Here is a 26,376-nt window from a genome sequence, read left to right as displayed (position 1 = left end):
AGCAATCCAGGGTGGTGGGCGGGACTTTGGATTGGTTCGTCGCTTCGCTCCTCTCAATGACGGGAGTGCTGTTGGATCTGGTCTACACCACCACGCCCAGGTTCTTCGCCGCCTGCCAGTTGCGCCAATAGTCATGCGGCATCTGGATGTGCGTCGAGCCTAAGAACGAGAACGCGTCATTGACCGCGTTGGAGAATGCCGGCACGCCGCCGACATTGGGGCTTTCGCCGACGCCCTTGGCGCCGATCGGGTGATGCGGCGAGGGCGTCACCGTGAAGTCGGTCTCCCAATGCGGCGTCTCGACCGCGGTCGGCATGAAGAAGTCCATGAACGAGCCGGTCACGACATTGCCCTCGGCGTCGTAGCGGATCTCCTGGCCCATCGCGATCGCGAAGGCTTCGGTGAGGCCGCCATGAATCTGGCCCTCGATGATCATCGGATTGATGCGGGTGCCGCAATCATCGAGCGCATAGAAGCGCCGGACCTTGTACACGCCGGTGTCGACGTCGATGTCCATCACGCAGAGATAGGCGCCGAACGGATAGGTCATGTTGGGCGGATCATAATAGCTGACGGCCTCCAGCCCCGGCTCCATGCCCGGCGGCACGGAGTTGTAGGCCGCCCAGCAGATGTCCTTCATCGACATCACCTTCTCGGGCAGGCCCTTGACCCGGAAGCCGTCGATGTCCCATTCGAGATCGTCCTCATGGACCTCGAGCTTGTAGGCCGCGATCATCTGCGCCTTGGCCTTGATCTTGCGCGCGGCCATGGCGATGGCTGCCCCTGCGACGGGCGTCGAGCGCGAGCCGTAGGTGCCGAGACCATAGGGCGCCGTGTCGGTGTTGCCCTCCTCGACCATGATGTTGTCGGCGGGAATGCCGATCTCGCTGGCGATGATCTGGGCCCAGGTGGTCTCGTGCCCCTGGCCCTGGCTCTTGGTGCCCATCCGCGCGATGCCGGCGCCGGTCGGATGCAGCCGGATCTCGCAGGAATCGAACATCGCGATGCCGAGAATGTCGCAGTTCTTCGACGGTCCGGCGCCGACGATCTCGGTGAAGAAGGAGACGCCGATGCCCATGATCTCGCGGGTCTCGCCGCGCCGGAAGGCGGCGCGCTTCTCGGCCTGCTCCTTGCGCAAGGCCGCGTAGTCCACGGCCTCCATCATCTTGCGCATGGCGGTGTGGTAGTCGCCGGAGTCATATTCCCAGCCGAGCGCCGAGTGATAAGGAAACTGCTCCGGCCTGACGAAGTTCTTCAGGCGCAGCTCGGCCGGATCCATGCCGAGTTTCTGCGCCAGAATCTCCATCGCGCGCTCGATGCAATAGGCCGCCTCGGTGACGCGGAACGAGCAGCGATAGGCGACGCCGCCCGGCGCCTTGTTGGTATAGACGCCGTCGACCACGCAATGCGCGACCGGGAAATCATAGGAGCCGGTGACGATGTTGAAGAAGCCGGCCGGCCATTTCGACGGGTCGGCGCAGGCGTCGAAGCCGCCGTGGTCGGCGAGCACGTGGACGCGCAGGCCGGTGACCTTGCCGTCCTTGGTCGCGGCGATCTCGGTGGTCATGTGGTAGTCGCGGGCGAAGGCAGTCGCGGTCAGGTTCTCGATGCGGTCCTCGACCCATTTCACCGGTTTGCCTGTCACGATCGAGGCCACCGCGGCACAGATATAGCCGGGATAGGCGCCGACCTTGTTGCCGAAGCCGCCGCCGATGTCGGGCGCGATGACATGGATCTTCTGCTCCGGGATCTTCGCGATCAGCGACACCACGGTGCGGATGACATGCGGCGCCTGGAAGGTACCCCAGATCGTCAGCTCGCCCTTGATCTTGTCGAACGCGCAGACGCACTGGCAGGTCTCCAGCGGCGACGGATGGGTGCGGTGATAGGAGATCATCTCCTTGATGGTGACATCGGCCTTGGCGAAGGCCGCATCAGTGAGATCCTTGTCGCCGATCGCCCATTCGAAGATGTGGTTGTGATGCTTGCGCGGGCCGTGCGCGCCCGAGGTCTTGCCGACGAGGTCCTCGCGCAGCACGGGCGCATCTGAATCCATCGCCTTGAACGGATCGACCAGCACCGGCAGCGGCTCGTACTCGACCACGACCTTGTTGACGCCGTCATCGGCGGCGTAGCGGTCGGTGGCGACGACAAAGGCGACCTCCTGGTTCTGGAACAGAACCTTGCCGTCGGCGAGCACCATCTGCACGTCGCCGGCCAAGGTCGGCATCCAGGCGAGGTTGACGGTCTTCAGGGTCTCGGCGGTGATGACCGCGAGCACGCCGGGCACCTTTAGCGCCTCCTCGGTGTGGATCGCCTTCACCCGCGCATGGGCATGCGGCGAGCGCACGAAGTCGCCGTGCAGCATGCCCGGCAGCTTGACGTCGTCGACGTAGTTGCCCTTGCCCTGGGTAAAGCGGATGTCCTCGACGCGCTTGCGCCGGCAGCCCATGCCTTCGAGCGCGGCTTCGCGTTGTTCCCGCGTGGGAGTCATGTCGTTCATTCCGCGGCCTCCTGGAATTCAACGCCGTTGATCTTGGCGGCGGCGTATTGGATCGCCTTGACGATGTTCTGATAGCCGGTGCAGCGGCAGATATTGCCGGAGATGCCGGCGCGGATCTCAGCTTCCGTCGGCGACGGATTTTCCTTCAGCAGCCGATGCGCGCGGATGATCATGCCGGGCGTGCAAAAGCCGCATTGCAGGCCGTGCATCATGCGGAAGCCTTCCTGCAGCGGCGACAGCGTGCCGTCCGCGTTGGCCATGCCCTCGATCGTGGTGATCTCACAGCCGTTGGCCTGCACCGCGAGCATGGTGCAGCTCTTCACGCTCATGCCGTCGATGTCGATGGTGCAGGCGCCGCAATGGCTGGTCTCGCAGCCGATATGGGTGCCGGTGAGCTGCGCCTGCTCGCGCAGGAAATGAACCAACAGCGTGCGCGGCTCGGCGAGGCCTTCGACCTCGCTGCCGTTCACCTTCATCGTGATATGGGTTTTGGGCATTCGTCGCTCCCTGGGAAATCGCAAAGCTTGGGCACCACTTGAGCCGCAGTGTCAGTGCGCTCCCCTCCCCCTTGCGGGGAGGGGTCGGGGGTGGGGGTCCTCAGCGGCAGTGTCGCTTAGGGCTACTCCCCTCCCCGGCCCTCCCCCACAAGGGGGGAGGAGAAGAGAGAGTTCGCCGAGTGGCGATGTGCGTTCAGGTTGCCCGCCTCGCAGCGCGCTGCAGCGCGCGCATCACCATGATGCCGCCGACATGCGTGCGGTACTCGGCAGGTCCCCGCGCGTCGGAGGCCGGCTGCATGATCGCGCGCGCGGCGCTCGCCGCCGCCTTCAGCGCGGCATCATCGAGCGTAGTGCCGATCACTGCAGTCGCCGCATCGGTCGCCAGCAACGGCGTCTCGTGCAGATTGGTCAGAGCGATCACGCACGTCGCCACCTTGCCGCCAGCCATCGTCAGCACCACGGCGGCTGCGGCCGTCGCATAGTCGCCGACCTTGCGCTTCAGCTTCTCATAGGCGTAGCCGTGCCCCGCAGCCGGAAGCGGGATGCTGATGCCGGTCAGGATCTCGCCGGGCTCGAGCGCGGTGAAATAAGCGCCCTGGTAGAACTCGCGCGCCGCGATCTCGCGAACGCCGTTCGGCCCTTCGAGCCGATAGGACGCGTCCAGCGCCAGCATCAAGGCCGGCATGTCGTTGCCGGGGTCGCCATTGGCGACATTGCCGCCGAGCGTGCCGCGGTAGCGCACCTGCGGATCGGCGATCAAGAGCGCGGTCTCGTGCAGGATCGGCAGCGCCTCGCCGATGTCGGCAGACGCCAGCAGCTCGGCCTGCGTGGTCATCGCGCCGATGATGATGCGGTCGCCATCGCGGCGGATGCCCTTGAGCCCGGCGATGCCGTGCAGATCGATCAGATGCGCCGGGGTCGCCAGCCGCAGCTTCATCATCGGCAGCAGGCTGTGGCCGCCGGCGAGCGGTCGCGCGTCATCGCCGAGGTCGGCGAGCAGCTTGATCGCATCGTTGACGCTCGCCGGCCGGTGATAGTCGAACGGGCCAGGAATCATGACGTTTCCTCTCCTGTGCTGGCCTGCCTTATCGGCAAGGCCGTCGCGTTGTTGCGGCGGGCGTTCGTGCTGCGAGAGCGAAGTGCGAACGCGGACGCATCGCGGATTGGCGCGGAGCGTCGATCGGGATCGCTGGCCGCGCAACGAAGCCGGCACGGAGAGCGGCGAAATCGCACGAAATGCGGCTGGTCGCGCACGAATTGCGTCAGCGAGGGCGACCCAATCGCGCGAGTGACGGCGTGAGCGGCCGGGCAAGACGCGCGAGCGGTGTTGCATGCGTTGGGGAGAATGGCGGCGCTCTGTTGCAGCAGCGAAACGAACGCTGAACTCAGGCCGGCCGCCGCAGCCCGAGCCGCGCCTTGACCTCGGCGACCTTGGCGCGGCTCACCGGCACGCGCGGCTTCGAGGGGCCATCGAGCTCGATGATCGCGCCCTCGCCTTCCCTACCGACGTAGATCACATGCTCGATCGCGACGATGTGGCTGCGGTGCACGCGGATGAAGCGGCCGGGATCGAGCTGCGCCTCAGCCTCGGAGATCGACCATGGGCACATCCGCTCGCGGGTGCCGTCGTGGATCCGCGTGTAGTGCGCATCGGCGCGCACGCTGCGCACGTCCGCGGCATCGATGAAATGGGTGCCGTTGGCGCCCTCCAGCGGCAATCGCGCCGCGGTCGCGCGCGGCGGCTGGCCGATGCCCCCCAACGGCGCCGCCGTCGCCCGGCTCGGAACGGCGACCTCGACGACCGGTTCGGCCGCCGTCGCGGCCGGCTCCGGTGCCAATTGCGGCGCAGCCTCGGCAACGGCCGGCATCGGCTGCGATTGACGGCGCGGGTCCGGCACCAGCGACAGCAAAAATCCGGCGACGATGACGAAGCACAGCACGGCGACGACGATCGCGAGCGCTTGCGGCGACGCAGCAAGTCCTGTTGCGGCGTGATGGTGTCCCTCACCCATCGGCACGACATGCATTCCCAGCATCGCCGTGTAATGCATGCCGGACACGGCGATGCCGAACGCAACCGCGCTGATGGCGAGCCGTAGCCCGTCCTGCCGCGCCAGGAAGATGCGCAGGCCGCCATAGGCGGCGACGATCGCAATCGCCACCGACAGCGCCACCAGCATCGGATCATGCGTCAGCCCGAACGAGCCGGACAGGCCGTGCATGCCGACATAATGCATGCTGGCGATGCCGGCGCCGAGCAGCAGCGCGGAAGGGACGACGCGCCGGGGCGAGGGATCGCCGATGCTGACGAAGAACAGCGAGATGCCGATCACGAGCGCACAGATCAGGAACGAGATGATGGTCGGCAGCACCAGATAAACGGCATCGGCCGGCAGTGGCGCCGCCATCATGCCCACGAAGTGCATGGTCCAGATGCCCACGGCCAGAATGCCGGCGGCGCCGGACAGCAGCACGCGCGCATTCTCTCCCGGACCGCTGCGGATGCGCGCGGTGAGACTGAAACCGGTATAGCCACCCAGGCTCGCGATCACGACCGAGAGCGCGACGAGATAAGGATCGTATCCTTCGATCATCCTTGTCGGCCGCCCGTCGCCACGGGCAAGCCTCCTCCCAGGAGAGATTTTACAGGGGTGGCGAGGAAATTGACAACACAAGGCGGGGAGCGTGAGGGGGCGTGTTGTCGCTGAGGGTGGGGCGGACGACACGATGACTGATCGGCGCGGAGCAAGAGGCTGAATTCGAGCTCGAGCCGCGAGACGGTGAGCCCCCTCCCCCTCGCGGGGAGGGGTCGGGGGTGGGGGGTCCACGAGTCGTGCTCTCGATGATGATCACTCGCATTCGAGAGGATGACGGCGATGACACACGCCATCGCATTCGTCTTGTTCGGCAAAACCGAAGATGCACATGACGAAGTTCGGCGCCCGGAGACCCCCACCCCCAACCCCTCCCCGCAAGGGGGAGGGGAGTTCACTGCCGTTGCCGTGAGATCTCGATCCCGGCGTTTCGATAGCGGGTGTGTGGCTAGCCTGAAGCCAGCCACACGACATCACCGCCTCAGATGATCCCCGCCGCCACCTGGCTGCGCAGCCGCTCCAGGCTCAGCAGCGTCTCGGCGCAGGCGGTCGCCACCTCGATGCCCTTGGTCGCAAAATGCTTGCGGAAGAACTCGAAATGCGCCTGCGTCTCGTGGAATTGCTGCGGCGTCAGCACCGCGGAGAACATCGGCACCTCGGTGCGCAATTGCACGTCCATCAGCGCCTTGATGACGGTGTCGGCGACGAACTCGTGGCGGTAGATGCCGCCGTCGACGACGAGGCCGGCCGCGACGATGGCGGTGTAGCGCCGCGTCTTGGCCAGGAGCTGCGCATGCAGCGGGATCTCGAACGAGCCTGGCACCTCGAAGATGTCGACACGATCGCGCGGGATGTGGCGCGCCTCGATCTCGTCGAGGAAGGCCAGACGGCATTCGGCGACGACGTCGCGATGCCAGGCCGATTGCACGAAGGCGACGCGCTGCGGCTTGCTGAAGCGCGGATGCGACGGCGCCGGTGGCGACTCGTCGGGCGGTGACGCGACCGGCGTATCCGCCGGCGGCGACGTTCCTGCGGTGATGGTGTCGGTGGGCGTATCAGTAGGCGCGTCTTGCAACATCTGATTCATGGTTGTCCTCGTCAGAGACCAGAATCAGGGCACACGGAACGACGACGCCCCCACGCTGGATTGCGCGGGGTGCCGGGACCCGTTCTCTTTCATCCGGACTGTGACCGTCGGCTTCGGAATCGCACCGAATCTGCTGACCCTTCTCTGCGCGACGCGTTCCGGAGAACAGAATTCTCCAGACCGTGCCTTGCCGAGAAGGCGCTCGCGGGCTCGCGCTCGACCGAGAACGCTTACCGCCGGTGGGGAATTTCGCCCCGCCCTGAGAACATCGGCCGCCCGGATGGACGGCCCGAACGAACTATGCAGGCGGTCGGCGGCTGCGGCAAGGCCTCACGCCCGCGGTCCACGACGGGCGGCCATGCAACCGCTCGCGGCCGTTCCCGCGGCCAAATCGGCTCGGACGGGGCGGTTGCGGCGAATCCGATTCCGTTTTGTTCTCATTCGGCCATGATTCCACAGGCCGGACAGGAGTTGTGGACGAAGCGGTGTTTGGCTGTGGACGGACTCGCCCCCCCGTTGCGCAGATTCCGCAAATCACATCAGTTTGTCCTCGCACGCCCGGGGTACCTCCGGGACTGCAAGCCGGGTCTCGAAGCGCCGAGAGGGCGTGGGCCGGGTCGCCGCGTATGTACCAACGAGATCAAGAAGACGAGGTCGAGACGGCATGTCCCTGCTCGAAAGCACTATCGATTCCACCGACCACCCGCTGAGCGTGGTCGAGACCATTGCGGCCGACAACAACTGGATGTTCGAGCGCTCCGGCGAGGACGAGATCACGATCGCCTCCAAGGGGCAGTGGACCGACTATCAGCTCTCTTTCACCTGGATGGCGGAGATCGAGGCCCTGCATCTGGCCTGCGCCTTCGACATGAAGATCCCCGAGGCGCGCCGCGCCGAGGTGCAGCGGCTGATCGCCGCGATCAACGAGCAGCTCTGGCTCGGCCATTTCGACATCTGGACCCACACCGGCATGGTGATGCACCGCCAGGCCCTGGTGCTGCCCGGCGGGATCACCGCGTCGGGACTGCAATGCGAGAGCATGCTGGCCGGCGCCATCCACGCCTGCGAGCGCTATTTCCCGGCCTTCCAGTTCGTGGTCTGGGCCGGCAAGTCGACCCAGGAAGCCATGGCGGCCGCGCTGTTCGATACGGAAGGCGAGGCGTAGGCCTGCGCCCTCTCGTCATGCGCGGGCTTGACCCGCGCATCCATCTCCCATCTAAAAGCCGCTTCTCGATCTTGATAGATGGCCGGGTCAAGCCCGGCCATGACGGGTAGTGGCTCAATGACGTCCGTTTCCGAACTTCAACACACCACCGGCACCATCGTGCTGGCCGGCGCCGGCAAGATGGGCGGCGCGATGCTGACCGGGTGGCTGGCCGGCGGGCTCGATCCTGCGCGCGTGGTGGTGATCGAGCCGATGCCATCGGCGGAGATCACGGCGCTGGTGGCCAGGGGCGTCCGCCTCAATCCGACGGCGGCTGCGCCGGCCGAGGTCGTCATCGTTGCCGTCAAGCCGCAGATGTTCCCCGACGCCGGCCCCGCCTTGAAGCCGTGGGTCGGCGACGCGACGCTCGTGCTGTCGATCATGGCGGGGACGACGATCGCCGGCCTGCAGCAAACGATCGGCGGCGCGGTCGTGCGCGCGATGCCGAATACGCCCGCCGCGATCGGCCGCGGCATCACCGTGGCGGTGCCCGCCGCCAATGTCAGCGCCGCGCAACGGGCGCTGACCGACGCGCTGCTGCGCGCCACCGGCGCGGTGGAATGGGTCGACGACGAGGTGCTGATGGACGCGGTGACCGCGGTGTCCGGCTCGGGTCCTGCCTACGTATTTCTGCTCGCCGAGGAACTCGCCCGCGCCGGCGTCGCCGCGGGCCTGCCCGAGGCGCTGGCGACGAAGCTCGCGCGCGACACCGTGTCGGGCGCCGGCGAATTGCTTCGCCAATCGGACCTGCCGTCCGCCACGCTGCGCCAGAACGTCACCTCGCCGGGCGGCACCACCGCTGCGGCGCTGTCGGTGCTGATGAGAGCCGACGGCTTCCAGCCGCTGCTGACCAGGGCGGTCGCCGCGGCCACGGCGCGCTCGAAAGAGCTCGCGAAGTAGACAACAGCGAGCTGACAGCTCAGCGCGAAGGCGTCGGCGGCCCGCCATGCTGCTGGCGCCATTGCAGGAACTGACGGAACAGGGAGCTGCGCTCAGCCGGATCGTTGGACAGCTGTCCCCCGCTCTGGCGCACGAAGCTCTCGAACTGGGTCTGGCGCACGTCGGCGACCTGCGGCCGCGGCACCATGTTGCGCGCCAGCAGCCACTCTTCCGCGGCCTTGAACCGCTTCCAGTTCGGGATGGCGGCGACGATGCTCGACTCCCGCCATTTCGGATGCCGCGGCGGCTTCATGAACTCGTCGTAGTTGGCGAAGAACGCCTCGACGAAGCGCGCCACCTTGCGATAGCGCTCGGTATTCTCCGGCCAATTGTAGCTGACGAGCAGCATGCCGATCGCCACCGTCTCGATCGTCTCGCCGGGGTTGAGCAGGTTCGGATATTCCTCGGAGGACAACGTCGTGGGCAGATAGAGGTCCTGCAGCCGGCGGTCGTAGGGGATCGTCACGAGGTGCAGCGCGCGGTTGTCGTTCCTGATGCTGCGGGCGAGCTGGAACACCTTTCCGGTGGAGACGATGTAGGCGTCGGCGTCGCCATCGATCAGCTTCTGGATCGATCTGGCATCATCGGTCGCATAGTCGAACGACGCCGTCAGGCCGAGGCGGTTGAAGATCACGCGCGCGGAATAGAAGCCGACATCGGTCGGCGCGATGATGCGCTTGCCGTTGAGGTCGAAGATCGAGCGGATCGAGGAGCGCGCGATGACATGGATCTCGTTGTGATAGAGCCGCGCGATGTAGCGGAGCTGCGAGGTGATGTCGGGGATGCCGTATTGCAGGCGATAGAATTCGGGCACGTCGGCTGCGACCGCGCCCATGTCGATGCTCTTCAGGAACAGAATGTCGGAGACGTTGCGCACCGGTCCCTTGCCGAGCACCGGCAGCACGCGGACGTTGGTCTGATCATCGAGCACGCGCGCCATGTCCGAGCCGAACACGGAGGTGGCGCCGCCGGCCGGCGCGGTGATGATGGTGACGGTGCCGTCGTTGACGTCGGTCGGGTTGGGCAGCCGCCACACGTCCGGCCCGCTGCCGGGCGCGGGCGACAGCGACGCCGGCAGGCCGGCGGGACGTGGCGGCGCCGGAGCAATGGCGGCGTTGGGCTTGGACGGAGCCGGCGCCACCGGCACGATTACCGAGCGGGTCGCCGCGGGGCGCGGCGGCTGTGAAGGTTGCGGCGATTGTTGCAACTGCGGCCACGCCTGCGCAGACGCCTGACTCAGCATGAGTCCGGCTGCGAGCGCGGCAAGCGCGACTTGCGAAGCTGCCTTCGTGACGATGGACATAGCGCAACGGCCTCCTGCACCATCGCGATGCCGCCGCAGCGTTCTCGACCGGTCCGGAGCATTCACCTCGAGGCCTGCCTGCGTCAGGCATGCGACGGGCGACCGCGGCCTCGGCTGAGACCTCGCGACAACCAACCTCGCGATGCGGAGCACGCACGAGGCCAAATGGCCACGATCGGCTCCGATCGAGTTCCACAGTTGGGTGAGGTGATTCGATGAATTTGCGGCGGGCGCCGGGATTTTGTATGACGACGTGCATATAAACCGGATATTGGACTCCGGCTGTGGCTCCGCTGCAACGCCTCTTGTTTCAGGCCGCCAGCCGGTGTTGCCGTCGTGCCAGGATCAGCAGCGTCACGACGATGGCCAGGTTCAGGCCATTCCACGCGATGCCGTTGGCGAAGGCCGCCGAATAGGATCCCGTGGCGTCGAAGATGACGCCCGAGACCCAGCCGCCGAACGACATGCCGAACACCGAGGCGAAGATGATGATGCCGACCCGGGTGGCGGCCTCGCGCGCCGGCATCGCCTCACGCACGATGATCGCATAGCTCGGTACGATGCCGCCCTGGAACAGGCCGAACATGCCCGAGATCAGATAGAGCGACGTCAGGCCGTCGAAGAACAGATAGAACAGCAGCGCAAAACCCTGCGCGAGCGAGCCGATCAGCAAGGTCCTGACGCCGCCGATGCGATCGGCGAGAAAGCCGGAGCCGATCCGGCTGACGATGCCGAGCCCCATCATCAAGGACAGCATCTGCGCGCCGATGGCGACGCCGTAGCCGAGATCGCCGCAATAGGCGACGATGTGCACCTGCGGCATCGCCATCGCCACGCAGCAGGCGATCGCGGCGACGCTGAGCAGCACGGTCAGCGCATTGGTGGAGATCGGCAGCTCCAGTTGCGGCGGCGCCGCGCCGGCATGATTCTGCGCGCCGGCACCGTCCATGCGGGCGCGCAATACCAGGAGCAGCGCGCTCATCGTCACCGCGCAGAAGACACCGAGCGCGACATGGCTGGCGCGCCAGCCGATCTGCTGCACGCCCCAGTTCACCAGCGGCGGCCACACCGTGCCGGCGACGTAGTTGCCGGAGGCGACGATGGTGACGGCGAGGCCGCGATAGCGCACGAACCAGTGCGACGCCTCCGCCATCAGCGGCGCGAAGGTGACGGACGAACCGATCCCGATCAGGAAATACACCGCCTGAAACTGCCACAGCGTCACCGACGCGCCGGCGAGCAGATAGGCGGCCGCGGTGCAGGTGATGCTGAGGGCCATCGCGGTGACGATGCCGAAGCGGTCGGTGATGCGGCCGACGACGACGCCGCCGAGGCCGAAGCCGAACATCGTCAGCGTATAGGCCAGCGAGACCGCGCCGCGGCTGGCGGCGAACTCGGCCTGCACGACCGGCAGAACGACGACGACGGTCCACATCCCCGCGCCGCCGATGGAACCGATGACGAGCGCAAGCGCCAGCCGCGCCCAGGCCTGGCGCGAGTCCGGAATGAAATGAGGCGCTTCCTCGAATCTTGTATTGGGTCCGTGCACGATGTCCGCAACTTCGTTGCCGCACCGCATCAGGTCAAGCCACATTGCTGCGGCATTGGGCATGCAGAAGCAGCGCAACAGGAGGATCTGCACGATCACGGTCCGGCCCTCTTGGCGGCGCCGCGCTTTATCATTAGGTTGCGCGGCGGATCAGAGTGATTTGGGCGCGCATGTCCTTGGGACTGACACGGAAGATGCTGATGGTGGCGGGACGGCTGCTCGTCCTCGCTTACCTCGTCTGCGTGCTCAGCCCGGGCGTGGCGCTCGCGCTGGGCGATGGGGCGGCGCCCTGCTTCGACGAGACCGTCGTTGCCGTTGCGGCCCCTCATCATGACGCGGCTCATCACGAGATGATCTTGGCGGCGATGCCGCAGGTAGAGACCGCGCACGCCCATCATCATGATCACCCTGTTGCAGACGCTGGGATGCAGGCGCCAGCTCCCGCGCCGTCGCACCACGATCACAGCAAGATGCCGGGCCCCTGTTGCGCCATGATGTGCGCCGTGGGCCTCGCTGCCGCGCTGCCGGCGGTCACCCTTCCCGCTTCGTTCGCCGCCACCAGCGTGACCCCGCGCGACGAAGGCCTGCCCGGTCGCACGCCGCAGCGCCTGTATCGGCCCCCCATCGTCCTGGTCTGAGCGAACGACGCCGGCTTCGCGCGCATGTCGCGCGCGGCTGCTCGCGATTCATCGACAGACCAAGGATACCTCATGTTGTCGCAATACATGGCGACGCCCGCTGCCGCATCTCCGGCGCGGCGCAGCCTGCCATTCTCCGTTGCCGCTTGCGCATTGACGCTGCTTGCCGCGGCGAGCCTCGGCGCCTGCCAGCCGCGCACGATCGCATTGGCCGGGGCTGATCCGGCCGATCCGGCGGCGAACGTTGCGCCCGTGCGCATGTCGGGGGTCGTCGGGCCCTACACGCCGCTGCGCCCGGCCGCACCGGCCGCCTGGGGCCAGCGCACCGACCCCGGCGCACCGCGCCCTGAGCCGAGCCGCTAAGGAGCGCCACATGCAGGGGATCATCAGGCTCGCGGCGCTCGCCGCAGCACTTGCGCTCGCAGGCTGTGCCTCGTTCTCGCCGGACGGCGGCATGAGCGCCGTCGCGGACATCACCGGCCACACCACCGGCAAGGAGGTCGCCTCCGTGAGAGGCAATGACGACGCCGAACGCGTCCGCGCTGCAACGCGCCGCCTGCTCGCCCGGCCCTTGTCGGCTGATGCCGCCGTGCAGGTCGCGCTGTTCAACAACAAGGGCCTGCAGGCGGCCTACAACGCGCTCGCGCTCAGCGAGGCGGACATGGTCGAGGCCAGCCTGCCGCCGAACCCGACCTTCTCCCTGATGCGCATCAGCGGCGACGGCGCGTTGGAGGCCGAGCGCCAGGTCGCCGGCGACATCCTGGCGCTCGCCACCTTGCCGCTGCGCTCGGAGATCGCGCGCGAGCGGTTTCGCCAGGCCCAATTGAAGGCCGCGCTGGCGACGCTGCGGCTCGCCGCGGAGGTGCGCCGCGCGCATGTGCGCGTCGTCGCCGCCAACGAGCTGGTGGCCCTGCTGGTCGAGGCGCAATCGGCTGCGGAGGCGACCGCGAAGCTCGCCTCGAAGCTCGGCGAGACCGGCGCGCTCAACCGGCTCGACCAGGCCCGCGAGCAGGTGTTCTATGCCGAGATCACGGCCGAGCTCGCCACCGCCCGCCGTGCCGCAGGAAGCGCCCGCGAGCGGCTGATCCGGCTGATGGGCCTGTGGGGCGACGATCTGAATTTCCGCCTGCCCGACCGGCTGCCGGCGCTGCCGCGCCGCCCGCTGAGCCAGCCCTTCGTCGAGGCCGATGCCGTCGGCCATCGCATCGATCTGCAGATCGCCCGCCTCGAGCTCACGGCGCTCGCCACCTCGCTGCAGCTCAGCGAGGCGACGCGCTTCGTCACCCTGCTCGATCTCGCCGGCCTCGATCGCAAGACCGTCGAGCCCGACGGCCGCGTCATCCGCGAACGCGGTTACGACGTGCAGTTCCAGATCCCGATCTTCGACGGCGGCGAGGTCCGCGTGCGGCAGGCGGCCGAGACCTACAACATCGCCTTCAACCGCCTCACCGAGCGCGCCGTCACCGTCCGCTCCGAGGCGCGCGACGCCTATCGCAGCTACCGCGCGGCCTTCGACATCGCCGGCCACTACGCCCGCGAGGTGCTGCCGCTGCGCCGGATCATCAGCGAGGAGATGCAGCTGCGCTATTCCAGCATGCAGGTGGACATCTTCGCGCTGCTGCTCGAGGCGCGGCAGCGCCTGGCCTCGCGCCGCGCCGCGATCGACGCCGTCAGAGACTTCTTCCTCGCCGAGGCCGAGCTGTCGGCTGCGGTCAATGGCGGAGTCGCGAGCAGCGAGGACAGCGCACAGCAGACCGCAAGCGCAGTCGCGCCCGGCAACGACTGACAGGAGAGCACGCATGTTTTCACGCCGCACACTGCTCGGCTCCGCGGCGCTGGCCGGCGCCTCCGCCGTCTCCGGCCGGGTCCAGGCCGCCGCCATTCCCGAAGCGCCGGTGATGGACAAGGCGGTGATGCAGCCGCCGCTGCATCCAAGCGCTGGGCCGGACTATCAGCCCGTGGTCACGCTCAACGGCTGGTCGCTGCCGTTCCGCATGAACGGCGACTGGAAGGAATTCCATCTCGTCGCCGAGCCGGTCACCCGCGAGTTCGCGCCGGGCATGACCACGCATCTATGGGGCTATAACGGCCAGTCGCCGGGCCCGACCATCGAGGCGGTCGAGGGCGACAAGGTCAGGATCTTCGTCACCAACAGGCTGCCGGAATACACCACCGTGCACTGGCACGGCGTGATCCTGCCCTGCGGCATGGACGGCGTCGGCGGCCTGACGCAGCCGCACATCAAGCCGGGCAAGACCTTCGTCTACGAGTTCGAGATGAGGCACGCCGGCACCTTCATGTATCACCCGCACGCCGACGAGATGGTGCAGATGGCGATGGGCATGATGGGCATGATCGTCGTGCATCCGCGCGGGCCGCAGCCGCCGCCGGTCGACCGCGACTTCGTGTTCGTGATGTCGACCTATCGCATCGAGCCCGGCAGCTACCTGCCGAAGGTCACCGAGATGACCGACTTCAACATGTGGACCTGGAACGCGCGGGTGTTTCCCGGCATCGATCCCCTGCCGGTGCGGCTCGGCGATCGCGTCCGCATCCGCATCGGCAATCTCACCATGACCAACCATCCGATCCACCTCCACGGCCACAAGTTCAAGGTGATCGGCACCGATGGCGGCTGGCTTCCCGAAACGGCGCAATTCCCGGAGACCACGACCGACGTGCCGGTCGGCGCGGTGCGCGTGCTCGACTTCACCGCCGACAATCCCGGGGACTGGGCGTTCCACTGCCACAAGTCGCATCACACGATGAATGCGATGGGCCACGACATGCGCAACCTGGTCGGCGTGTCGCGCAAGGAGCTGGCCGCCGCCGTGGGCAAGCTCGCGCCCGACGGCATGGTGATGGGCAACACCGGCATGGCGATGGGCAGCATGGAGATGCCGGCGCCCGACAACACCCTGCCGATGATGACCGGCAGCGGCCAGTTCGGGCCGATCGAGATGGGCGGCATGTTCACGACCGTGAAGGTGCGCGAGGGCCTCGCCCGCGACGACTACCGCGATCCCGGTCCTTATCAGTTCCCGCAGGGCAGCGTGGCCTATGAGGTCGCAAGCGCACCGGAGCCGGTGCGGCGAAGCGACGGCCCACCGACGCAGGTCCGCACCCAGCGCTGAATTCACCAAGCACCGCATCAACCGACGACCACCATCAGGAGATCTCCATGAAGACTGCATTCGCGATCAGCGCACTGGCGGCGGCCGCTCTGATCGTCGCACCGGCCCGTGGCCATGAGCAGCACGGATCGCGCGGCTATTCCGCCGGCGAGCCGGGTGATCCCAAACAGCCGTCACGCACCATCGAGGTGCTCCTGAGCGAGATGGAGTTCACGCCGGCGCGCATCGAGGTCAAGCGCGGCGAGCAGATCCGCTTCGTGCTGCGCAACGCCGGCAAGGAGGATCACGAGTTCCTGCTCGCCACCAAGGCCGAGAACCTGAAGCACGCCGCGGTCATGAAGAAGCACCCGCATATGGAGCACGACGAGCCCAACGGCGCCCGGCTCGCGCCGAACAAGACCGCCGAGCTGCTGTGGCGGTTCACCAAGCCCGGCACGTTCGAATATTCCTGCCTGATCCCAGATCATCGCGAGTTCGGCATGACCGGCCACGTGGCCGTGAAGTGACGGATGAAGCCGTCTTGACAACGCGTAGGGCGGATCATCGCCGCGTCATCCGCCCTACGCCTCGCCATGAGTTCACCAGTAGAAGGAAACACATCATGAAGACGTTCTCTCAGCTCACGACCGCCGCCGCGTTGGTTCTCGCTCTCGCGACCCCTGCCCTCGCCGCCGAGGCGATCAGCGGCGACGTCAAGAAGGTCGATGAGGCCAACGCCAAGATCACCCTCCACCACGGCCCGGCCAAGAGTCTCGGCATGGATGAGGCCATGACCATGGTCTACCGCGTCAAGGACGCCGCGCTGCTGAAGGGCCTCAAGGCCGGCGACAAGGTGAAGTTCGAGGCGGTCGAGGACGCCTCCGGCTACACGGTGACGAAGATCGAGAAGGGCAAGTAGGCGGCAGCGTTTCGAGCCGCCCCTCTGTCCACCGCCATTCCGGGGCGCGCGCGGCGACGACGACAGCGCGAGCCCGGAATGACGTGCGGATGGATGAGGCTACGAACCGGCGGGCGGATGTGTTTGCATTCCAAGTTCTGATCGTATGATCGCGGCTCCCTGCGCGGAGCAGGCCATGAAAGCCTATCTCGTCCTCGATCTCGCCGTTCACGACTTCGCAGCGTTCAAAGTCTATATCGAACGGATCCCCGCCTTCATCGCGAGGCATGGCGGCCGCTACATCGTCCAGGGCGCAGTGCCCACGCCGGTCGAAGGCGGCTGGATGCCGGAGCGCATCGTGATCCTGGAATTCGCGTCGCGCCAGAACGCCACCGACTTCCTCGGTGATCCCGAGATCCAGGACCTCTTCGCGATCCGGCACGGCGCCACGACGAGCCGGCTGGTGCTGGTCGACGGCTGCACGGCGTGAGCGCGCGATGCAATGTCGTGCCGGAAGACAGTACCTAGCTAAGGAAGATCCCTATTCGTCGGCGTGACATCCGCAGTTGGCGGATCACGCGGCGCTGATCCACCCTGCGCGAGCTGCCCCGTCATTCCCCGGGGCATTCGCGGACGCAACAAGCTCCTTCCGTCATCCCGTTAACCATTTACTAACCATGGCGCGGGCAAGCTTTGCCGCGTCGCGCTGCGCGTGGCCGGTGACCGGACGACCACAGGACATCCTGGGCTTTGCTGCCGCCGGGCATGGCGGCGCCCCGGTTGCCGGCCGCAGCGCATCGCTGCGGCGTCCGACGCCATGCCGTCCTGTCTGTCCGGAGACCCAAGTCCTTGAGCACCGTCGGTTCGCGCGCCTTCCAGAAGGCACGACAGGAAAAGAAGCAGAAGAAGCTCGTCGAGGGGCAGTTGGCGGTGGCGTTCAAGGCCTTCCAGGCCGGACGCCAGGCGGGAGACGCAGGCGCTGTGCGCGAAGCTGCTGCAGGAGGTCCCCGGCTGCTTCGATGCCATGCATCTGCTCGGCGTGTCCCTGGTGTCGTCGGCACGCTTCGCCGAGGCCACCGCCTTCCTGGCGCAGGCCGTCGCGATGGAGCCGAATTCCGCCGACGCGCAGTCCAATCTCGGCTGGGCGCTGATCAATTGCGAGCGCTACGAAGAGGCGCGCGCCGCGCTGGAGCGATCGCTGGCGCTGCGCCCGAATGCGCCGATCACCTTGCGCAACCTCGCGATCGCGCTGCTGCGGCTCGGACAGGGCGAGGCCTCGCTCGCGGCCGCGACGCGGGCCCTCGAGCTCAAGCCCGACGACGTCGATGCCTGGTGCAATCGCAGCGTCGCCGAGCTGATGCTGCGGCGCTGGGACGCCGCTGCCGCCAGCGCCGAGCGCGCGCTGGCCTTCAACCCGAACCATTTCGAGGCCACGGTCAACAAGGGTCTCGCGCATCTCGAACTGCACCATTTCGAGCTGGCGCCGACTTCGCGGTCCAGCAGGCGGCGCGGCAATATTGGTGGATGGCGGTCGGCTCGAGATTCCCGCGCCGCAAGCTTGCGCCGCGCTCGCTCGATCCCGACCGGCGCATCGTCGTCGGCTACGTCTCGGCCGACTTCCGCATGCATTCGGCGGCCTTCGCTTTCCTGCCCGTGCTGCGCGGCCACGACAAGACGCAGGTCCAGGTCAACTGCTACTCGACCTCGCCGCGGCACGATTCCTACACCGCGACGTTCCAGTCGATTGCTGACGTCTGGGTCGAGGCCTCAAGCCTGTCCGACGACGAGCTCGCCGACCGCATCCAGGCTGATGGCGTCGACATCCTGGTCGACCTCTCCGGCTACACCACGGGCACGCGCATGCCGGTATTCGCGCGCAAGCCGGCGCCGATCCAGGTTACGGCCTGGGGCAGCGGCACCGGCACGGGCCTTGCCACGATGGACTACTTCTTCGCCGATCCGGTCACGGTGCCCGAGAGCGTGCGGCCGCTGTTCGCCGAGCACGTCCACGACCTGCCGTCGGTGATCACGATCGATCCGGTGCTCGACGTTCCGCCGGCACCGCTGCCGATGCTCACCAACGGCCACGTCACCTTCGGCGTCTACAACCGCATCGACAAGATCTCCGACGCGGCGATCGCGCTGTGGGCGCGGCTGCTCGCCGAGATCCCCGACGCGAAGCTCGTCGTCAAGCATCTCGCGCTCAACGATCCCGCGGTGCGCGACGGGCTGCTCGCCCGCTTCGTCGCACACGGCGTGCCCGAGGCGCGCATCCTCTGCCTCGGCGCCAGCGAGCGCGTCGAGCATCTCAAATCCTACGAGCGCATCGACATCTCGCTCGATCCGTTCCCGCAGAACGGTGGCATCTCGACGTTCGAATCGCTCTACATGGGCGTGCCGGTCGTCGCCAAGCTCGGCGCCGGCGCGGCCTCGCGCGCCGCCGGCGCCATCCTGACCGCGGCCGGCCTCGCCGACTGGGTCGCCGACAACGATGACGGCTACATCCGGATCGCCAAGAGCTTTGCCGCGCAGCCCGAGCTGCTGACGAAGCTGCGGCCCGAGCTGCCCGGCATGGTCGCACGCTCGCCGGCCGGCGACGTCGCCAACTACACGCGCTGCGTCGAGGCCGGCTATCGGCAGTTCTGGCGGGACTATTGCGCCAAGGCAAGCAAGGCCGGCGCCTGATCGCGCCGGCATCGCCGAGGTCAGCATCTCGCGGAAGGCCCCCGAAGCCCGATCGCACGAACGTCCGGCGCGCGCACGAGCCGCGCTCACGACGGTCCGGCTTCGACCGCTCCTTGCAACCGCAAGCTGCACCGGTTTCCAGCGAGCCATTGTGGCCGCGTGCGATGAGGCGACGACTCTCGGACTGATATCGCGGCGTTTCTCCGTCCAGACCAAGGCGCAATCAAGCCTATGGCTTTTTGGTGGCAAGGATGCGCCTCGCGGCAGCCCCGGCTGCGCCCAACCGGCGAGTAGTAGACCTCATTCCTCAACCAAGGAGATAATGCGCGAAAATCGGCCGCGCCTCACGATCGCCGTGCGGCCGGCAACGGAGGAATTTTGGGCATGCGGGTCGCGTTGTTGAGTTGCGTCGTTGCGGCGGGATTGAGTCTGGTGGCACCGTTGCTGCCGGCCATGGCACAGACGGCGCGGACCGGAAGGCCGGCGGCGGCAACGGCCGCCGCGGCCGGCGAAGGCGGCAAGCTGCAGGAGTCCAACGAATGGACGGTCGGCGTCGCCGGCGGCCTGCTCGAAGGCACCAACATCCGTTTTGCGGCCGAGATGGCCAAGGTGCTCGACGACCGTCCGAACCTGCGCGTGCTGCCGATGGTGACCTACGGCGCGCTCGGCAACATCGAGGACCTGCTCTATCTGCGCGGCGTCGACGTCACCATCACCTCGGCCGACGTGCTCGATGAGTTCGTCCGCAACGGCACGCTCGCCAACATCAAGAACCGGATCCGCTACATCTGCTCGTTCTACATCAACGAGATGCATGTCTACGTCCGCCCGGAGATCAGGACGCTCGAGGATCTCGCCGGCAAGAAGGTCTCCTTCAACACCGTGGGCAGCGCCGCCAACCTCACCGGCGGCATCGTGTTCGACCGGCTCAAGATCGGCGCGGAGAAGGTGTTCATCAACAATTCGGTGGCGCTGGAGAAGATGCGCAGCGGCGAGATCGCCGGCGTCGTCCACGTCACCGGCAAGCCGACCGATCTGTTCGCCAAGTTCAAGCCGGAGCCGGGCTTCCACTTCCTGCCGATTCCGTTCGCGCGCAGCCTGCAGGACTACTACGTGCCGACCAAGCTGACGTCGCAGGACTATCCCAATCTGCTCAAGCCCGGCGAGAACGTCGAGACCATCGGCGTGCCGCAGGTGCTGGCGGTCTACAACTGGCCGCCGGAGACCGAGCGCTACCGCCGCGTCGCGCGCTTCGTCGACTATCTGTTCAAGCGGTTCGACCAGTTCAAGCGGCCGCCGTTCCACCCCAAATGGAACGAGATCAACCTCGCCTCGTCGCTGCCCGGCTGGACCCGCTTCCGCGCCGCGGAGGAGCTGTTGGCCAGCACGCGCGCGCCGCAGGCCGACGGCGCCGCCATCAAGCAGCAGTTCGACGACTGGATGAGCGCAAGGGCGCCGACCGGCGGCCGGCGAATGAGCGAGGACGAAACAAGGGTGCTGTTCGAGCAGTTCCGCGACTGGATGAAACGCGACGGCGGCCAGCCGGCGCGGTAGCGCCGATGGTTCTGGCGTAGAGCATGATCCGGAAAAGTGGAAACCGGTTTTCCCTCGCGACAAACGCCGAAGGCGTTTGCGCGGAGATCATGCTCAACAAAGAGATGAGGCTACGGCGCAGCCGGCTTGGCGCGCAGCGCCGGCGGCGTGTCCGGCTGCGCCAGCGGATGGGCGGACGCGAAGGCCGGCAGCGCCATCGCGGCCTCGACGACGCGCTGCACCGTCGGCGTCGCGGCGAGGTCGAGGCCTTTATTGCGCGCGTAGACGGCGTGGCCGGCGAGGCAGATGTCGGCCATCGTCGGCGCATCGCCATGGCAGAACCGGCCGGTCGCGACATGGCCTGCAAGCTGGGCCTCGATCGCGCCCAGCATCTCCGCCGTCCAGTGCCTGAGCCAGGCCGCGCGTGCCGCGTCGTCCACGTGCAGCACCTCGGTGAGATAGCGCTGCACCCGCGGCGTCGTCAGCGGATGCGCATCGCAGGCGATCATCGCCGCCAGCGCCCTCACCCGCGCGCGCCCCTTGGCATCACCAGGCAGCAGCGCAGCGCCCGGACAGGCTTCGTCGAGATATTCGAGGATCGCCAGCGACTGCGTCAGCACGGTGCCGTCGTCGAGCACCAGCGCCGGCAGCGCCATCTGCGGGTTGAGCGCGGCATAGGCCTCGTCCCGATGCTGCTGCCGGTCGACATCGACCGCGACCTGCTCATAGGCGATGCCCTTGAGGTTGAGCGCGATGCGCACGCGAAAGCTCGCAAGCGACTGCCAGAACGAATAGAGCTTCATGCGGGTCCCCCTTCACCTCAATATCGCATTTCAGCAACCAATATAGTTTCGATGAAGGCGCCCGCCGCTTCCGAATCGTCTTGCCCGAGGCTCGTCCCGTCACTCCGTGCCCGGCGTGAAGTCCTGGTCGGCAACGCCGGCGGTCTGCGGCACCTTGATGACCACGGCGGCGCGATTGAGCGCCTGGTGGCAGGAATTGCAGGCGGCCGTGAGGTCGGCATAGGAGCGCTCGAAGCGGCCGATGTCCTTCTGCTTGATGGCCTGCGCCAGCTCGTCGAACGGCTGCTGCGTCACGGCCGTCGTCATGTCGGCGAACGAATTGCCCTCGACCAGCGGCTGCGCCCGGCTGACACGGTTGAACGCGCCCTTGAGATTGCCGAGCTCATAGGCGCTGAACGTCCAATTGCCGCTATGGCCGGCGATCCAGAGCCGGAGATGGCGCGGCTGGATGGTCGCGATCATCAGGTCGCTGACGGTCGGCAGATAGGCCGGTGCTGGTGCGGGCGTCGGCGTCTCCGCCCTTGGCGCGGCGATCGCGATCAGCGATGCAAGCCCGGCAAGGCCAGCGGCCGTCACTGTCAGCCCCAGACCATGGCGGAGCTTCGGTCGATGCATCTTCGGCTCTCCTGAGAAAGATTTAGAAGCCTCCTAAAGAGCAACGTCCCGCATCGCCAATCGCAATCGCTGATCGCAGCGATCAGAAAAACTTGAAGCGTCACGCAGCGCGACGCGCATGATCCGGCCACATTGCCTGGTGCCGTGGGCACCATCGGCCCGAGCCCCCTCCAGGTCCAACTGGAATCGCCTGCAACCTCCGCGAATGGAAGAGGCGGATCACCCTGCCGATCCGCGCCAAGGCGCGATGAGACAGAGTTGATCGAGCCTGAGCAAAACCGCGAGAGCTCCTCCAGGTCTCCCTGCAATTCTTGATTGATCGAAACAATCTGCTTTCTGTTTTTCCAAGTTGCTCGAGCATCCCTGCGTCGGCGAGCGGTCAATGCGATGCGCCGCTTGCGGAGCGCGTCGCCGCGGTGCCTTGCGGGCCATGGCGGCAACTCCCGGACGCCGACCGCCGCGGCCTGGTGATGACGCGTCGATGCCGTCCGGCCGTCGACAGAGAACTCAGTCCACGCTCGACAGAAAGCCTGCGAGAATCGTCCGGCTCTGGCTCAGCGTCTCGATCCGTTGATCGATCAGGCCAACCTGCTCGGCCAAGATGCGTCGCAGATTGTCGCATGGCGTAAAGGCCGGCTGGTCGCTCTTCACGCAGGGCAGCAACTGCTGGATCGTCTCCAGCGTCATCCCGGCCGCGCCGAGCAATTTGATCCGCCGCACGGTTTCCTCTTCCGCCGGGCCATAGTCGCGATAGCCGGCATCGGTCCGTCGCGGCGCCAGCAATCCCTGGCCTTCGTAGTAACGCAGCATCCGGACGCTGATCCCCGTCCTTCGGGAGAGCTCACCAATCTTCACCTGCAAACCTCTTGACCCTGACAGTGCTGTCAGACCTTACAGAGTCTGCTCATCCAGGTGAATGCCCTTGGAAAGGAGCAACCATGAAAGCCTATCATGTGAATGGCCATGCCGGCGCCGGTCACCTCGTGCGGGTAGACGTCCGCAAGCCCGAACCCGGCAATGGCGAGGTCCGCATCCGCGTCGAGGCGGCGAGCCTCAACTACCGTGACCTCATCATCCTCGACCGCGCGGGCCAAGACGGGCTGAATGGCCGCATTCCGCTTTCCGACGGCGCAGGCGTCGTCGATGCCGTAGGCCCCGATGTCGTCCAATGGCAGGTCGGTGACCGGGTCGCCGCGTCGTTCTTTCGCGATTGGGCCTCGGGTCCGTTCAAGGCCCAATACGTCGCGTCATCGCTGGGCGGCAGCACGATGGATGGAATGCTGGCGGAGCATGTCGTGCTGCCCGCCACGGCGGTGGTCGCTGTGCCGCAGCACCTCACGTCGATCGAGGCCGCGACCCTGCCCTGCGCTGCCGTCACGGCCTGGCATGGCCTGATCACGCGCGGCGGGATGGGCCAAGGCGACACGCTGCTGGTGCAGGGCACCGGCGGCGTCGCGCTGTTCGGCCTCCAGTTTGCCACCGCGCTGGGAGCGCGTGCGATCGTGATCTCGTCCTCGGATGAGAAACTCGCCCGCGCCAAGGCGCTCGGGGCCGCGATCCTGATCAACTACCGCACCACGCCTGACTGGGATGTGGCACTGATGACGGCGACCGACGGCCAAGGCGCCAGTCATATCCTCGAGCTCGGCGGCCCCGGCACCTATGACCGATCGATGCGATCGGTCGCCTCGGGCGGCAAGATCGTTCAGATCGGCGTCTTGACCGGATTCGGCCCGAAGCCCGACCTCGCGCGCCTGCAGTGGGAAAATGCCGACATCGTCGGCGTCACCGTCGGATCGGTCGACCATTTCACCGCCATGAATCGTTTCCTGACCGAACACGCGATCCACCCGATCGTCGATCGGGTGTTCAGCTTCGACGAGGCCCCCGAGGCGTATGCGCATCTCCGGTCCGGCTCGCATTTCGGCAAGATCGTTTTGAAGCTATAGGCGAGGGGCAATGGCCGGCATGATCATGGGGCGGATCGGCTCATGGCGGCCAGCGCTGCCGATGCCACCATCTCAGGATGGCGTCGTATTTTATGCAGTGGACTGCCCCCCTTAAGTGAGACACGATAATTTCTGTGACAGTGGGGTTGCCACGACGACTATCGTGCCTTGTTTTGCGCGAACGCGGCTTCGAACTCAATAGGCGATCGATAGCCGAGCGCCGAGTGCAGGCGCTCCTTGTTGTAGACATCCGCAATGAAGCTATCGATCCGGCGGCGAGCGTCTCTTATGTCGGAGAACGCCTTGCCGTTGACCTCCTCGGCCTTGAGCGTCTTCATGAAGCTCTCAGCCTTGGCGTTGTCGAAGGGGTTGCCCGGCCTGCTCATGCTGATCGTGATGTCGCGATCCGCTAATATTTGGCGATAGGCGATTGACGCGTATTGCACGCCGCGGTCGGAATGGTGGATCAGGCTGCTGCGTTGCGGCTTGCGGGCCTCGATGGCCTTGTTCAATGCTGCAATCGCGAGCGAGGCATTGAGCGTGTTCTCGAAGGCCCAGCCAACCGCCTTGCGCGAGAAGGCATCGAGGATGACCGCGAGGTAGGCGAAGGTCGTGGCGAGATGGACGTAGGTGATGTCTGCGACCCAGATCTGATCGGGAGCGGACGGCACCAGGCCGCGCACCAGATTGGGCACCACGACAATGTCCCTTGGTCGCTCTGCAGGCGGCTTCAGGAATGGCGCCTTGCGCTGTGCGAGAAGATTGTCCTCGCGCATGAGCCTGAGCACCTTCTTAGCATTAACGACCATGCCTTTACGTCGGATGGTGGCCGTCACGCGCCGGTAGCCGTAGAACGGATGCTTCAGGCAAATGCGTTGGATCTGGTCGCGCAGCTCGCAGTCGGCAGTCTCACGACTGCGTTTGTTGAGATGCCGGTAATAGGTCGCGCGTGGCAGGCCGGCCAGACCGCAGAGCCGTTGCACGTCGGCGTGGGACTCCGTTGCCTCCGATGTCATGGCTTGGATGACTTCGATGATGCGGGTGCGGGTCCGCCTTGCGCTGCCGGCCGCTCCAATGCGCGCAAGGCTTGCCGAAAAAAATCGAGATCCATCTGCTGACGGCCGACAAGCCGTTCGAGTTCGGCGATGCGAGCATTTGCGCGCGTCAGCGCAGACCGCTTGTCGTCATAGGTTGCCGTAGCTTTGAGCTTCCGGGGGCCGGGCTTCGGCCCTCGCTTGCGGTTCAATCCCTCAGGTCCTTGCGCCTTCCAGGCCTTGATCCAGTCATGCAGGATCTTGCGAGATATCCCAAGCTCGCGAGCCACAGGCAGAACGCCTTCGCCTCGCTCGACGCGCTTGATCGCCTTCAGTTTGTAAGCCGTCGGAAACTGACGGTTCTTCCCTCTTGCTGCCACAGGTCATCCTCGAAATGCCTGTCACAGAAATTATCGTGTCTCACTTAAGGGGTGCAGTCCAGCAGCGTCACCGTAACCGAACTCAAGGCGATATGCCCTGGTCACACGGGCATTCACGCTAGCGATGCGACCACTGCTCAGCCACGCGGAGGACTTCACCTATCGGGCCGGCGTTCTGCTTTATCTGATCGGGCTTCAAGAACATCTGGATCGATCCTTGCCCCTTGTTCTCTGCCTCAAGCCCCGCCTCTTCGAGCCTTGCGACCAGAGCCGCACGCTGGTCTGGCCCCACCTTGAAACGAACAGGGCAATGCGCGGCGATTTTCCTCGGAAAGAACCAACCGAAATAATACCCAGATGTACCCACAGCAATGTGGGTTCGGTTATAAGTAATCCTTGGTTCACTGCCCCCGCTTGCGATCAGCGCAACAATTGCGTCTACCGCAGCAAGCGATTCTGGTTGGGTACGCTTTTCCCAGTAGGGGCGATCGGCCAGCTCGGTTGCCCCGCTTTCCTCCTCCTCGTCGCCACCGAACTCGTAGGTATCAAGAACGCGTATAAACTGAAGAACAACTTCGTCGCCGAACTGAAACGCGCTGAGTTGGATTGCAATCAACGGGACAGCGCGATTGAGAAGCCTGATCACGTTGAAAAAGCGGCTGGTGATTTCCTCCGCAACGATCACTGCGCGGTGCTCGATGGTCGGAGCCCGCTGCCGCTCCATATCCCAATATTCAATTGTGCGGATGATATGGCTCGGGTCAGTAGCGCCGAGCATGATCTCAATTTCGTAGCGCGTTTCGTTCAACGCGTCGGACATGATAAAGTCAATTCGACCACCAGTCGGCTGTGTCTTCTCGCGTTGAAAGACCGTCAGATCCCCCAATCCCAACAACGAAGGATCTGCTGCGATTTGCTGTTGCAGCCAAGCCTCGCTGAGGCCCAACGACCGAAGACGCTGCGGATTGGCCTTTCTTAGCTTTGGCATGCCGCTTATTTCCTATTAGGTATGGCGAGCTCTACGAACACCACAATCATCACACATCGCCGAC

24 protein-coding genes, 1 pseudogene and 1 riboswitch are annotated in these 26,376 nt (G+C 66.1%); of the genes and pseudogenes, 12 read left to right on the top strand and 13 right to left on the bottom strand.

What is annotated here, in order from left to right; all coding sequences use genetic code 11:
* Window positions 1-82 precede the first annotated feature (82 nt).
* The 5 genes from QW881_RS24560 to QW881_RS24540 all read right to left on the bottom strand — a co-directional run bounded on the left by QW881_RS24560 (window position 83) and on the right by QW881_RS24540 (window position 6,681).
* Window positions 83-2,503 (bottom strand): aerobic carbon-monoxide dehydrogenase large subunit, encoded by a 2,421-nt coding sequence (locus QW881_RS24560; RefSeq protein ID WP_315757374.1) that lies wholly within the window; start codon window positions 2,501-2,503, stop codon window positions 83-85.
* The gene (locus tag QW881_RS24555) at window positions 2,500-3,000 is read right to left on the bottom strand and encodes a (2Fe-2S)-binding protein (RefSeq protein WP_315757375.1); all 501 of its coding nucleotides are present in this window, start codon (window positions 2,998-3,000) and stop codon (window positions 2,500-2,502) included. The genes QW881_RS24560 and QW881_RS24555 overlap by 4 nt, the downstream gene beginning before the upstream one ends.
* A gap of 193 nt (window positions 3,001-3,193) precedes the next feature.
* The gene (locus QW881_RS24550) at window positions 3,194-4,057 is read right to left on the bottom strand and encodes a xanthine dehydrogenase family protein subunit M (protein WP_315757376.1); all 864 of its coding nucleotides are present in this window, start codon (window positions 4,055-4,057) and stop codon (window positions 3,194-3,196) included.
* 328 nt (window positions 4,058-4,385) lie between these two features.
* Window positions 4,386-5,594, bottom strand: a complete 1,209-nt coding sequence (locus QW881_RS24545) for an MHYT domain-containing protein (protein ID WP_315757377.1) — start codon at window positions 5,592-5,594, stop codon at window positions 4,386-4,388.
* A 481-nt stretch (window positions 5,595-6,075) separates the two neighbouring features.
* Window positions 6,076-6,681: a 6,7-dimethyl-8-ribityllumazine synthase gene (locus tag QW881_RS24540; RefSeq protein ID WP_315757378.1), complete on the bottom strand. Its 606-nt coding sequence runs from the start codon at window positions 6,679-6,681 to the stop codon at window positions 6,076-6,078.
* A 77-nt stretch (window positions 6,682-6,758) separates the two neighbouring features.
* Window positions 6,759-6,952: riboswitch (FMN riboswitch) on the bottom strand.
* A gap of 393 nt (window positions 6,953-7,345) precedes the next feature.
* Here QW881_RS24540 and QW881_RS24535 point away from each other — a divergent pair.
* Together QW881_RS24535 and proC are read left to right on the top strand one after the other, a co-directional pair.
* Window positions 7,346-7,846, top strand: coding sequence for a YbjN domain-containing protein (locus QW881_RS24535; RefSeq protein WP_315734012.1), 501 nt, complete (start codon window positions 7,346-7,348; stop codon window positions 7,844-7,846).
* 117 nt (window positions 7,847-7,963) lie between these two features.
* Entirely contained in the window at window positions 7,964-8,785 is an 822-nt protein-coding gene (proC, locus tag QW881_RS24530) for a pyrroline-5-carboxylate reductase (RefSeq protein ID WP_315757379.1), read from the top strand.
* A gap of 19 nt (window positions 8,786-8,804) precedes the next feature.
* On the opposite strand, the gene QW881_RS24525 is transcribed toward proC, so the two are convergent.
* A complete protein-coding gene (locus QW881_RS24525) occupies window positions 8,805-10,127 on the bottom strand; it encodes a TAXI family TRAP transporter solute-binding subunit (RefSeq protein WP_315757380.1) in 1,323 nt (440 codons plus the stop codon).
* Between the two features lie 310 nt (window positions 10,128-10,437).
* Window positions 10,438-11,706 carry an MFS transporter gene (locus QW881_RS24520; protein WP_409999010.1) on the bottom strand — a complete coding sequence of 423 codons (1,269 nt, stop codon included), beginning with the start codon at window positions 11,704-11,706 and terminating at the stop codon, window positions 10,438-10,440.
* Window positions 11,707-11,870: 164 nt separating this feature from the next.
* Between QW881_RS24520 and QW881_RS24515 the strand changes: the two genes are divergently transcribed.
* The 9 genes and pseudogenes from QW881_RS24515 to QW881_RS24475 all read left to right on the top strand — a co-directional run bounded on the left by QW881_RS24515 (window position 11,871) and on the right by QW881_RS24475 (window position 20,564).
* Window positions 11,871-12,314, top strand: coding sequence for a hypothetical protein (locus QW881_RS24515; protein WP_315757381.1), 444 nt, complete (start codon window positions 11,871-11,873; stop codon window positions 12,312-12,314).
* Window positions 12,315-12,386: 72 nt separating this feature from the next.
* Complete coding sequence (locus QW881_RS24510) at window positions 12,387-12,677, top strand: hypothetical protein (protein ID WP_315734023.1); 291 nt, start codon at window positions 12,387-12,389, stop codon at window positions 12,675-12,677.
* 10 nt (window positions 12,678-12,687) lie between these two features.
* A complete protein-coding gene (locus QW881_RS24505; protein WP_315757382.1) occupies window positions 12,688-14,100 on the top strand; it encodes a TolC family protein in 1,413 nt (470 codons plus the stop codon).
* Window positions 14,101-14,113: 13 nt separating this feature from the next.
* Complete coding sequence (locus QW881_RS24500; RefSeq protein WP_315757383.1) at window positions 14,114-15,448, top strand: copper oxidase; 1,335 nt, start codon at window positions 14,114-14,116, stop codon at window positions 15,446-15,448.
* A 47-nt stretch (window positions 15,449-15,495) separates the two neighbouring features.
* On the top strand, window positions 15,496-15,954 hold the full coding sequence (locus QW881_RS24495; protein WP_315757384.1) for a cupredoxin family protein: 459 nt from the start codon (window positions 15,496-15,498) through the stop codon (window positions 15,952-15,954).
* A gap of 95 nt (window positions 15,955-16,049) precedes the next feature.
* Window positions 16,050-16,346 (top strand): copper-binding protein, encoded by a 297-nt coding sequence (locus QW881_RS24490; protein WP_315734032.1) that lies wholly within the window; start codon window positions 16,050-16,052, stop codon window positions 16,344-16,346.
* Window positions 16,347-16,521: 175 nt separating this feature from the next.
* Window positions 16,522-16,815, top strand: a complete 294-nt coding sequence (locus QW881_RS24485; RefSeq protein ID WP_315757385.1) for a DUF1330 domain-containing protein — start codon at window positions 16,522-16,524, stop codon at window positions 16,813-16,815.
* Between the two features lie 359 nt (window positions 16,816-17,174).
* Window positions 17,175-19,010, top strand: a pseudogene (locus QW881_RS24480) (tetratricopeptide repeat protein).
* A gap of 384 nt (window positions 19,011-19,394) precedes the next feature.
* Entirely contained in the window at window positions 19,395-20,564 is a 1,170-nt protein-coding gene (locus QW881_RS24475) for a TAXI family TRAP transporter solute-binding subunit (RefSeq protein WP_315757386.1), read from the top strand.
* A gap of 110 nt (window positions 20,565-20,674) precedes the next feature.
* Here the strand turns inward: QW881_RS24475 and maiA are convergent, their stop codons facing one another.
* The 3 genes from maiA to QW881_RS24460 all read right to left on the bottom strand — a co-directional run bounded on the left by maiA (window position 20,675) and on the right by QW881_RS24460 (window position 22,816).
* Window positions 20,675-21,346 carry a maleylacetoacetate isomerase gene (gene maiA / locus QW881_RS24470; RefSeq protein ID WP_315757387.1) on the bottom strand — a complete coding sequence of 224 codons (672 nt, stop codon included), beginning with the start codon at window positions 21,344-21,346 and terminating at the stop codon, window positions 20,675-20,677.
* Between the two features lie 99 nt (window positions 21,347-21,445).
* Window positions 21,446-21,961, bottom strand: a complete 516-nt coding sequence (locus tag QW881_RS24465; protein WP_315757388.1) for a cytochrome family protein — start codon at window positions 21,959-21,961, stop codon at window positions 21,446-21,448.
* 507 nt (window positions 21,962-22,468) lie between these two features.
* The gene (locus QW881_RS24460; RefSeq protein WP_315757418.1) at window positions 22,469-22,816 is read right to left on the bottom strand and encodes a MerR family transcriptional regulator; all 348 of its coding nucleotides are present in this window, start codon (window positions 22,814-22,816) and stop codon (window positions 22,469-22,471) included.
* 83 nt (window positions 22,817-22,899) lie between these two features.
* Here QW881_RS24460 and QW881_RS24455 point away from each other — a divergent pair, with 83 nt between their 5' ends.
* On the top strand, window positions 22,900-23,910 hold the full coding sequence (locus QW881_RS24455) for an NAD(P)-dependent alcohol dehydrogenase (protein ID WP_315757389.1): 1,011 nt from the start codon (window positions 22,900-22,902) through the stop codon (window positions 23,908-23,910).
* Between the two features lie 158 nt (window positions 23,911-24,068).
* On the opposite strand, the gene QW881_RS24450 is transcribed toward QW881_RS24455, so the two are convergent.
* The 3 genes from QW881_RS24450 to QW881_RS24440 all read right to left on the bottom strand — a co-directional run bounded on the left by QW881_RS24450 (window position 24,069) and on the right by QW881_RS24440 (window position 26,312).
* Window positions 24,069-24,926 (bottom strand): IS3 family transposase, encoded by an 858-nt coding sequence (locus QW881_RS24450; protein ID WP_315757083.1) that lies wholly within the window; start codon window positions 24,924-24,926, stop codon window positions 24,069-24,071.
* Window positions 24,923-25,324, bottom strand: coding sequence for a helix-turn-helix domain-containing protein (locus QW881_RS24445; RefSeq protein WP_315705390.1), 402 nt, complete (start codon window positions 25,322-25,324; stop codon window positions 24,923-24,925). The genes QW881_RS24450 and QW881_RS24445 overlap by 4 nt, the downstream gene beginning before the upstream one ends.
* A gap of 118 nt (window positions 25,325-25,442) precedes the next feature.
* Window positions 25,443-26,312, bottom strand: a complete 870-nt coding sequence (locus QW881_RS24440) for a hypothetical protein (RefSeq protein WP_316159237.1) — start codon at window positions 26,310-26,312, stop codon at window positions 25,443-25,445.
* Between the last annotated feature and the right edge of the window lie 64 nt (window positions 26,313-26,376).

This window comes from Bradyrhizobium sp. SZCCHNS3016 (assembly GCF_032484535.1).
Taxonomy (GTDB): domain Bacteria; phylum Pseudomonadota; class Alphaproteobacteria; order Rhizobiales; family Xanthobacteraceae; genus Bradyrhizobium.
This window is presented reverse-complemented; position numbering and strand designations above follow the sequence as displayed.

Bases quoted from the DNA above. Each gene is read 5' to 3' on its own strand.
- QW881_RS24545 (WP_315757377.1), bottom strand. From the start codon at position 5,594: ATGATCGAAGGATACGATCCTTATCTCGTCGCGCTCTCGGTCGTGATC.
- QW881_RS24555 (WP_315757375.1), bottom strand. From the start codon at position 3,000: ATGCCCAAAACCCATATCACGATGAAGGTGAACGGCAGCGAGGTCGAA.
- QW881_RS24440 (WP_316159237.1), bottom strand. From the start codon at position 26,312: ATGCCAAAGCTAAGAAAGGCCAATCCGCAGCGTCTTCGGTCGTTGGGC.
- QW881_RS24485 (WP_315757385.1), top strand. From the start codon at position 16,522: ATGAAAGCCTATCTCGTCCTCGATCTCGCCGTTCACGACTTCGCAGCG.
- QW881_RS24450 (WP_315757083.1), bottom strand. From the start codon at position 24,926: ATGACATCGGAGGCAACGGAGTCCCACGCCGACGTGCAACGGCTCTGC.
- QW881_RS24465 (WP_315757388.1), bottom strand. From the start codon at position 21,961: ATGCATCGACCGAAGCTCCGCCATGGTCTGGGGCTGACAGTGACGGCC.
- QW881_RS24560 (WP_315757374.1), bottom strand. From the start codon at position 2,503: ATGAACGACATGACTCCCACGCGGGAACAACGCGAAGCCGCGCTCGAA.
- proC (WP_315757379.1), top strand. From the start codon at position 7,964: ATGACGTCCGTTTCCGAACTTCAACACACCACCGGCACCATCGTGCTG.
- QW881_RS24455 (WP_315757389.1), top strand. From the start codon at position 22,900: ATGAAAGCCTATCATGTGAATGGCCATGCCGGCGCCGGTCACCTCGTG.
- QW881_RS24510 (WP_315734023.1), top strand. From the start codon at position 12,387: ATGTTGTCGCAATACATGGCGACGCCCGCTGCCGCATCTCCGGCGCGG.
- QW881_RS24490 (WP_315734032.1), top strand. From the start codon at position 16,050: ATGAAGACGTTCTCTCAGCTCACGACCGCCGCCGCGTTGGTTCTCGCT.
- QW881_RS24535 (WP_315734012.1), top strand. From the start codon at position 7,346: ATGTCCCTGCTCGAAAGCACTATCGATTCCACCGACCACCCGCTGAGC.
- QW881_RS24505 (WP_315757382.1), top strand. From the start codon at position 12,688: ATGCAGGGGATCATCAGGCTCGCGGCGCTCGCCGCAGCACTTGCGCTC.
- QW881_RS24500 (WP_315757383.1), top strand. From the start codon at position 14,114: ATGTTTTCACGCCGCACACTGCTCGGCTCCGCGGCGCTGGCCGGCGCC.
- maiA (WP_315757387.1), bottom strand. From the start codon at position 21,346: ATGAAGCTCTATTCGTTCTGGCAGTCGCTTGCGAGCTTTCGCGTGCGC.
- QW881_RS24520 (WP_409999010.1), bottom strand. From the start codon at position 11,706: ATGCGGTGCGGCAACGAAGTTGCGGACATCGTGCACGGACCCAATACA.
- QW881_RS24540 (WP_315757378.1), bottom strand. From the start codon at position 6,681: ATGAATCAGATGTTGCAAGACGCGCCTACTGATACGCCCACCGACACC.
- QW881_RS24475 (WP_315757386.1), top strand. From the start codon at position 19,395: ATGCGGGTCGCGTTGTTGAGTTGCGTCGTTGCGGCGGGATTGAGTCTG.
- QW881_RS24495 (WP_315757384.1), top strand. From the start codon at position 15,496: ATGAAGACTGCATTCGCGATCAGCGCACTGGCGGCGGCCGCTCTGATC.
- QW881_RS24515 (WP_315757381.1), top strand. From the start codon at position 11,871: ATGCTGATGGTGGCGGGACGGCTGCTCGTCCTCGCTTACCTCGTCTGC.
- QW881_RS24550 (WP_315757376.1), bottom strand. From the start codon at position 4,057: ATGATTCCTGGCCCGTTCGACTATCACCGGCCGGCGAGCGTCAACGAT.
- QW881_RS24525 (WP_315757380.1), bottom strand. From the start codon at position 10,127: ATGTCCATCGTCACGAAGGCAGCTTCGCAAGTCGCGCTTGCCGCGCTC.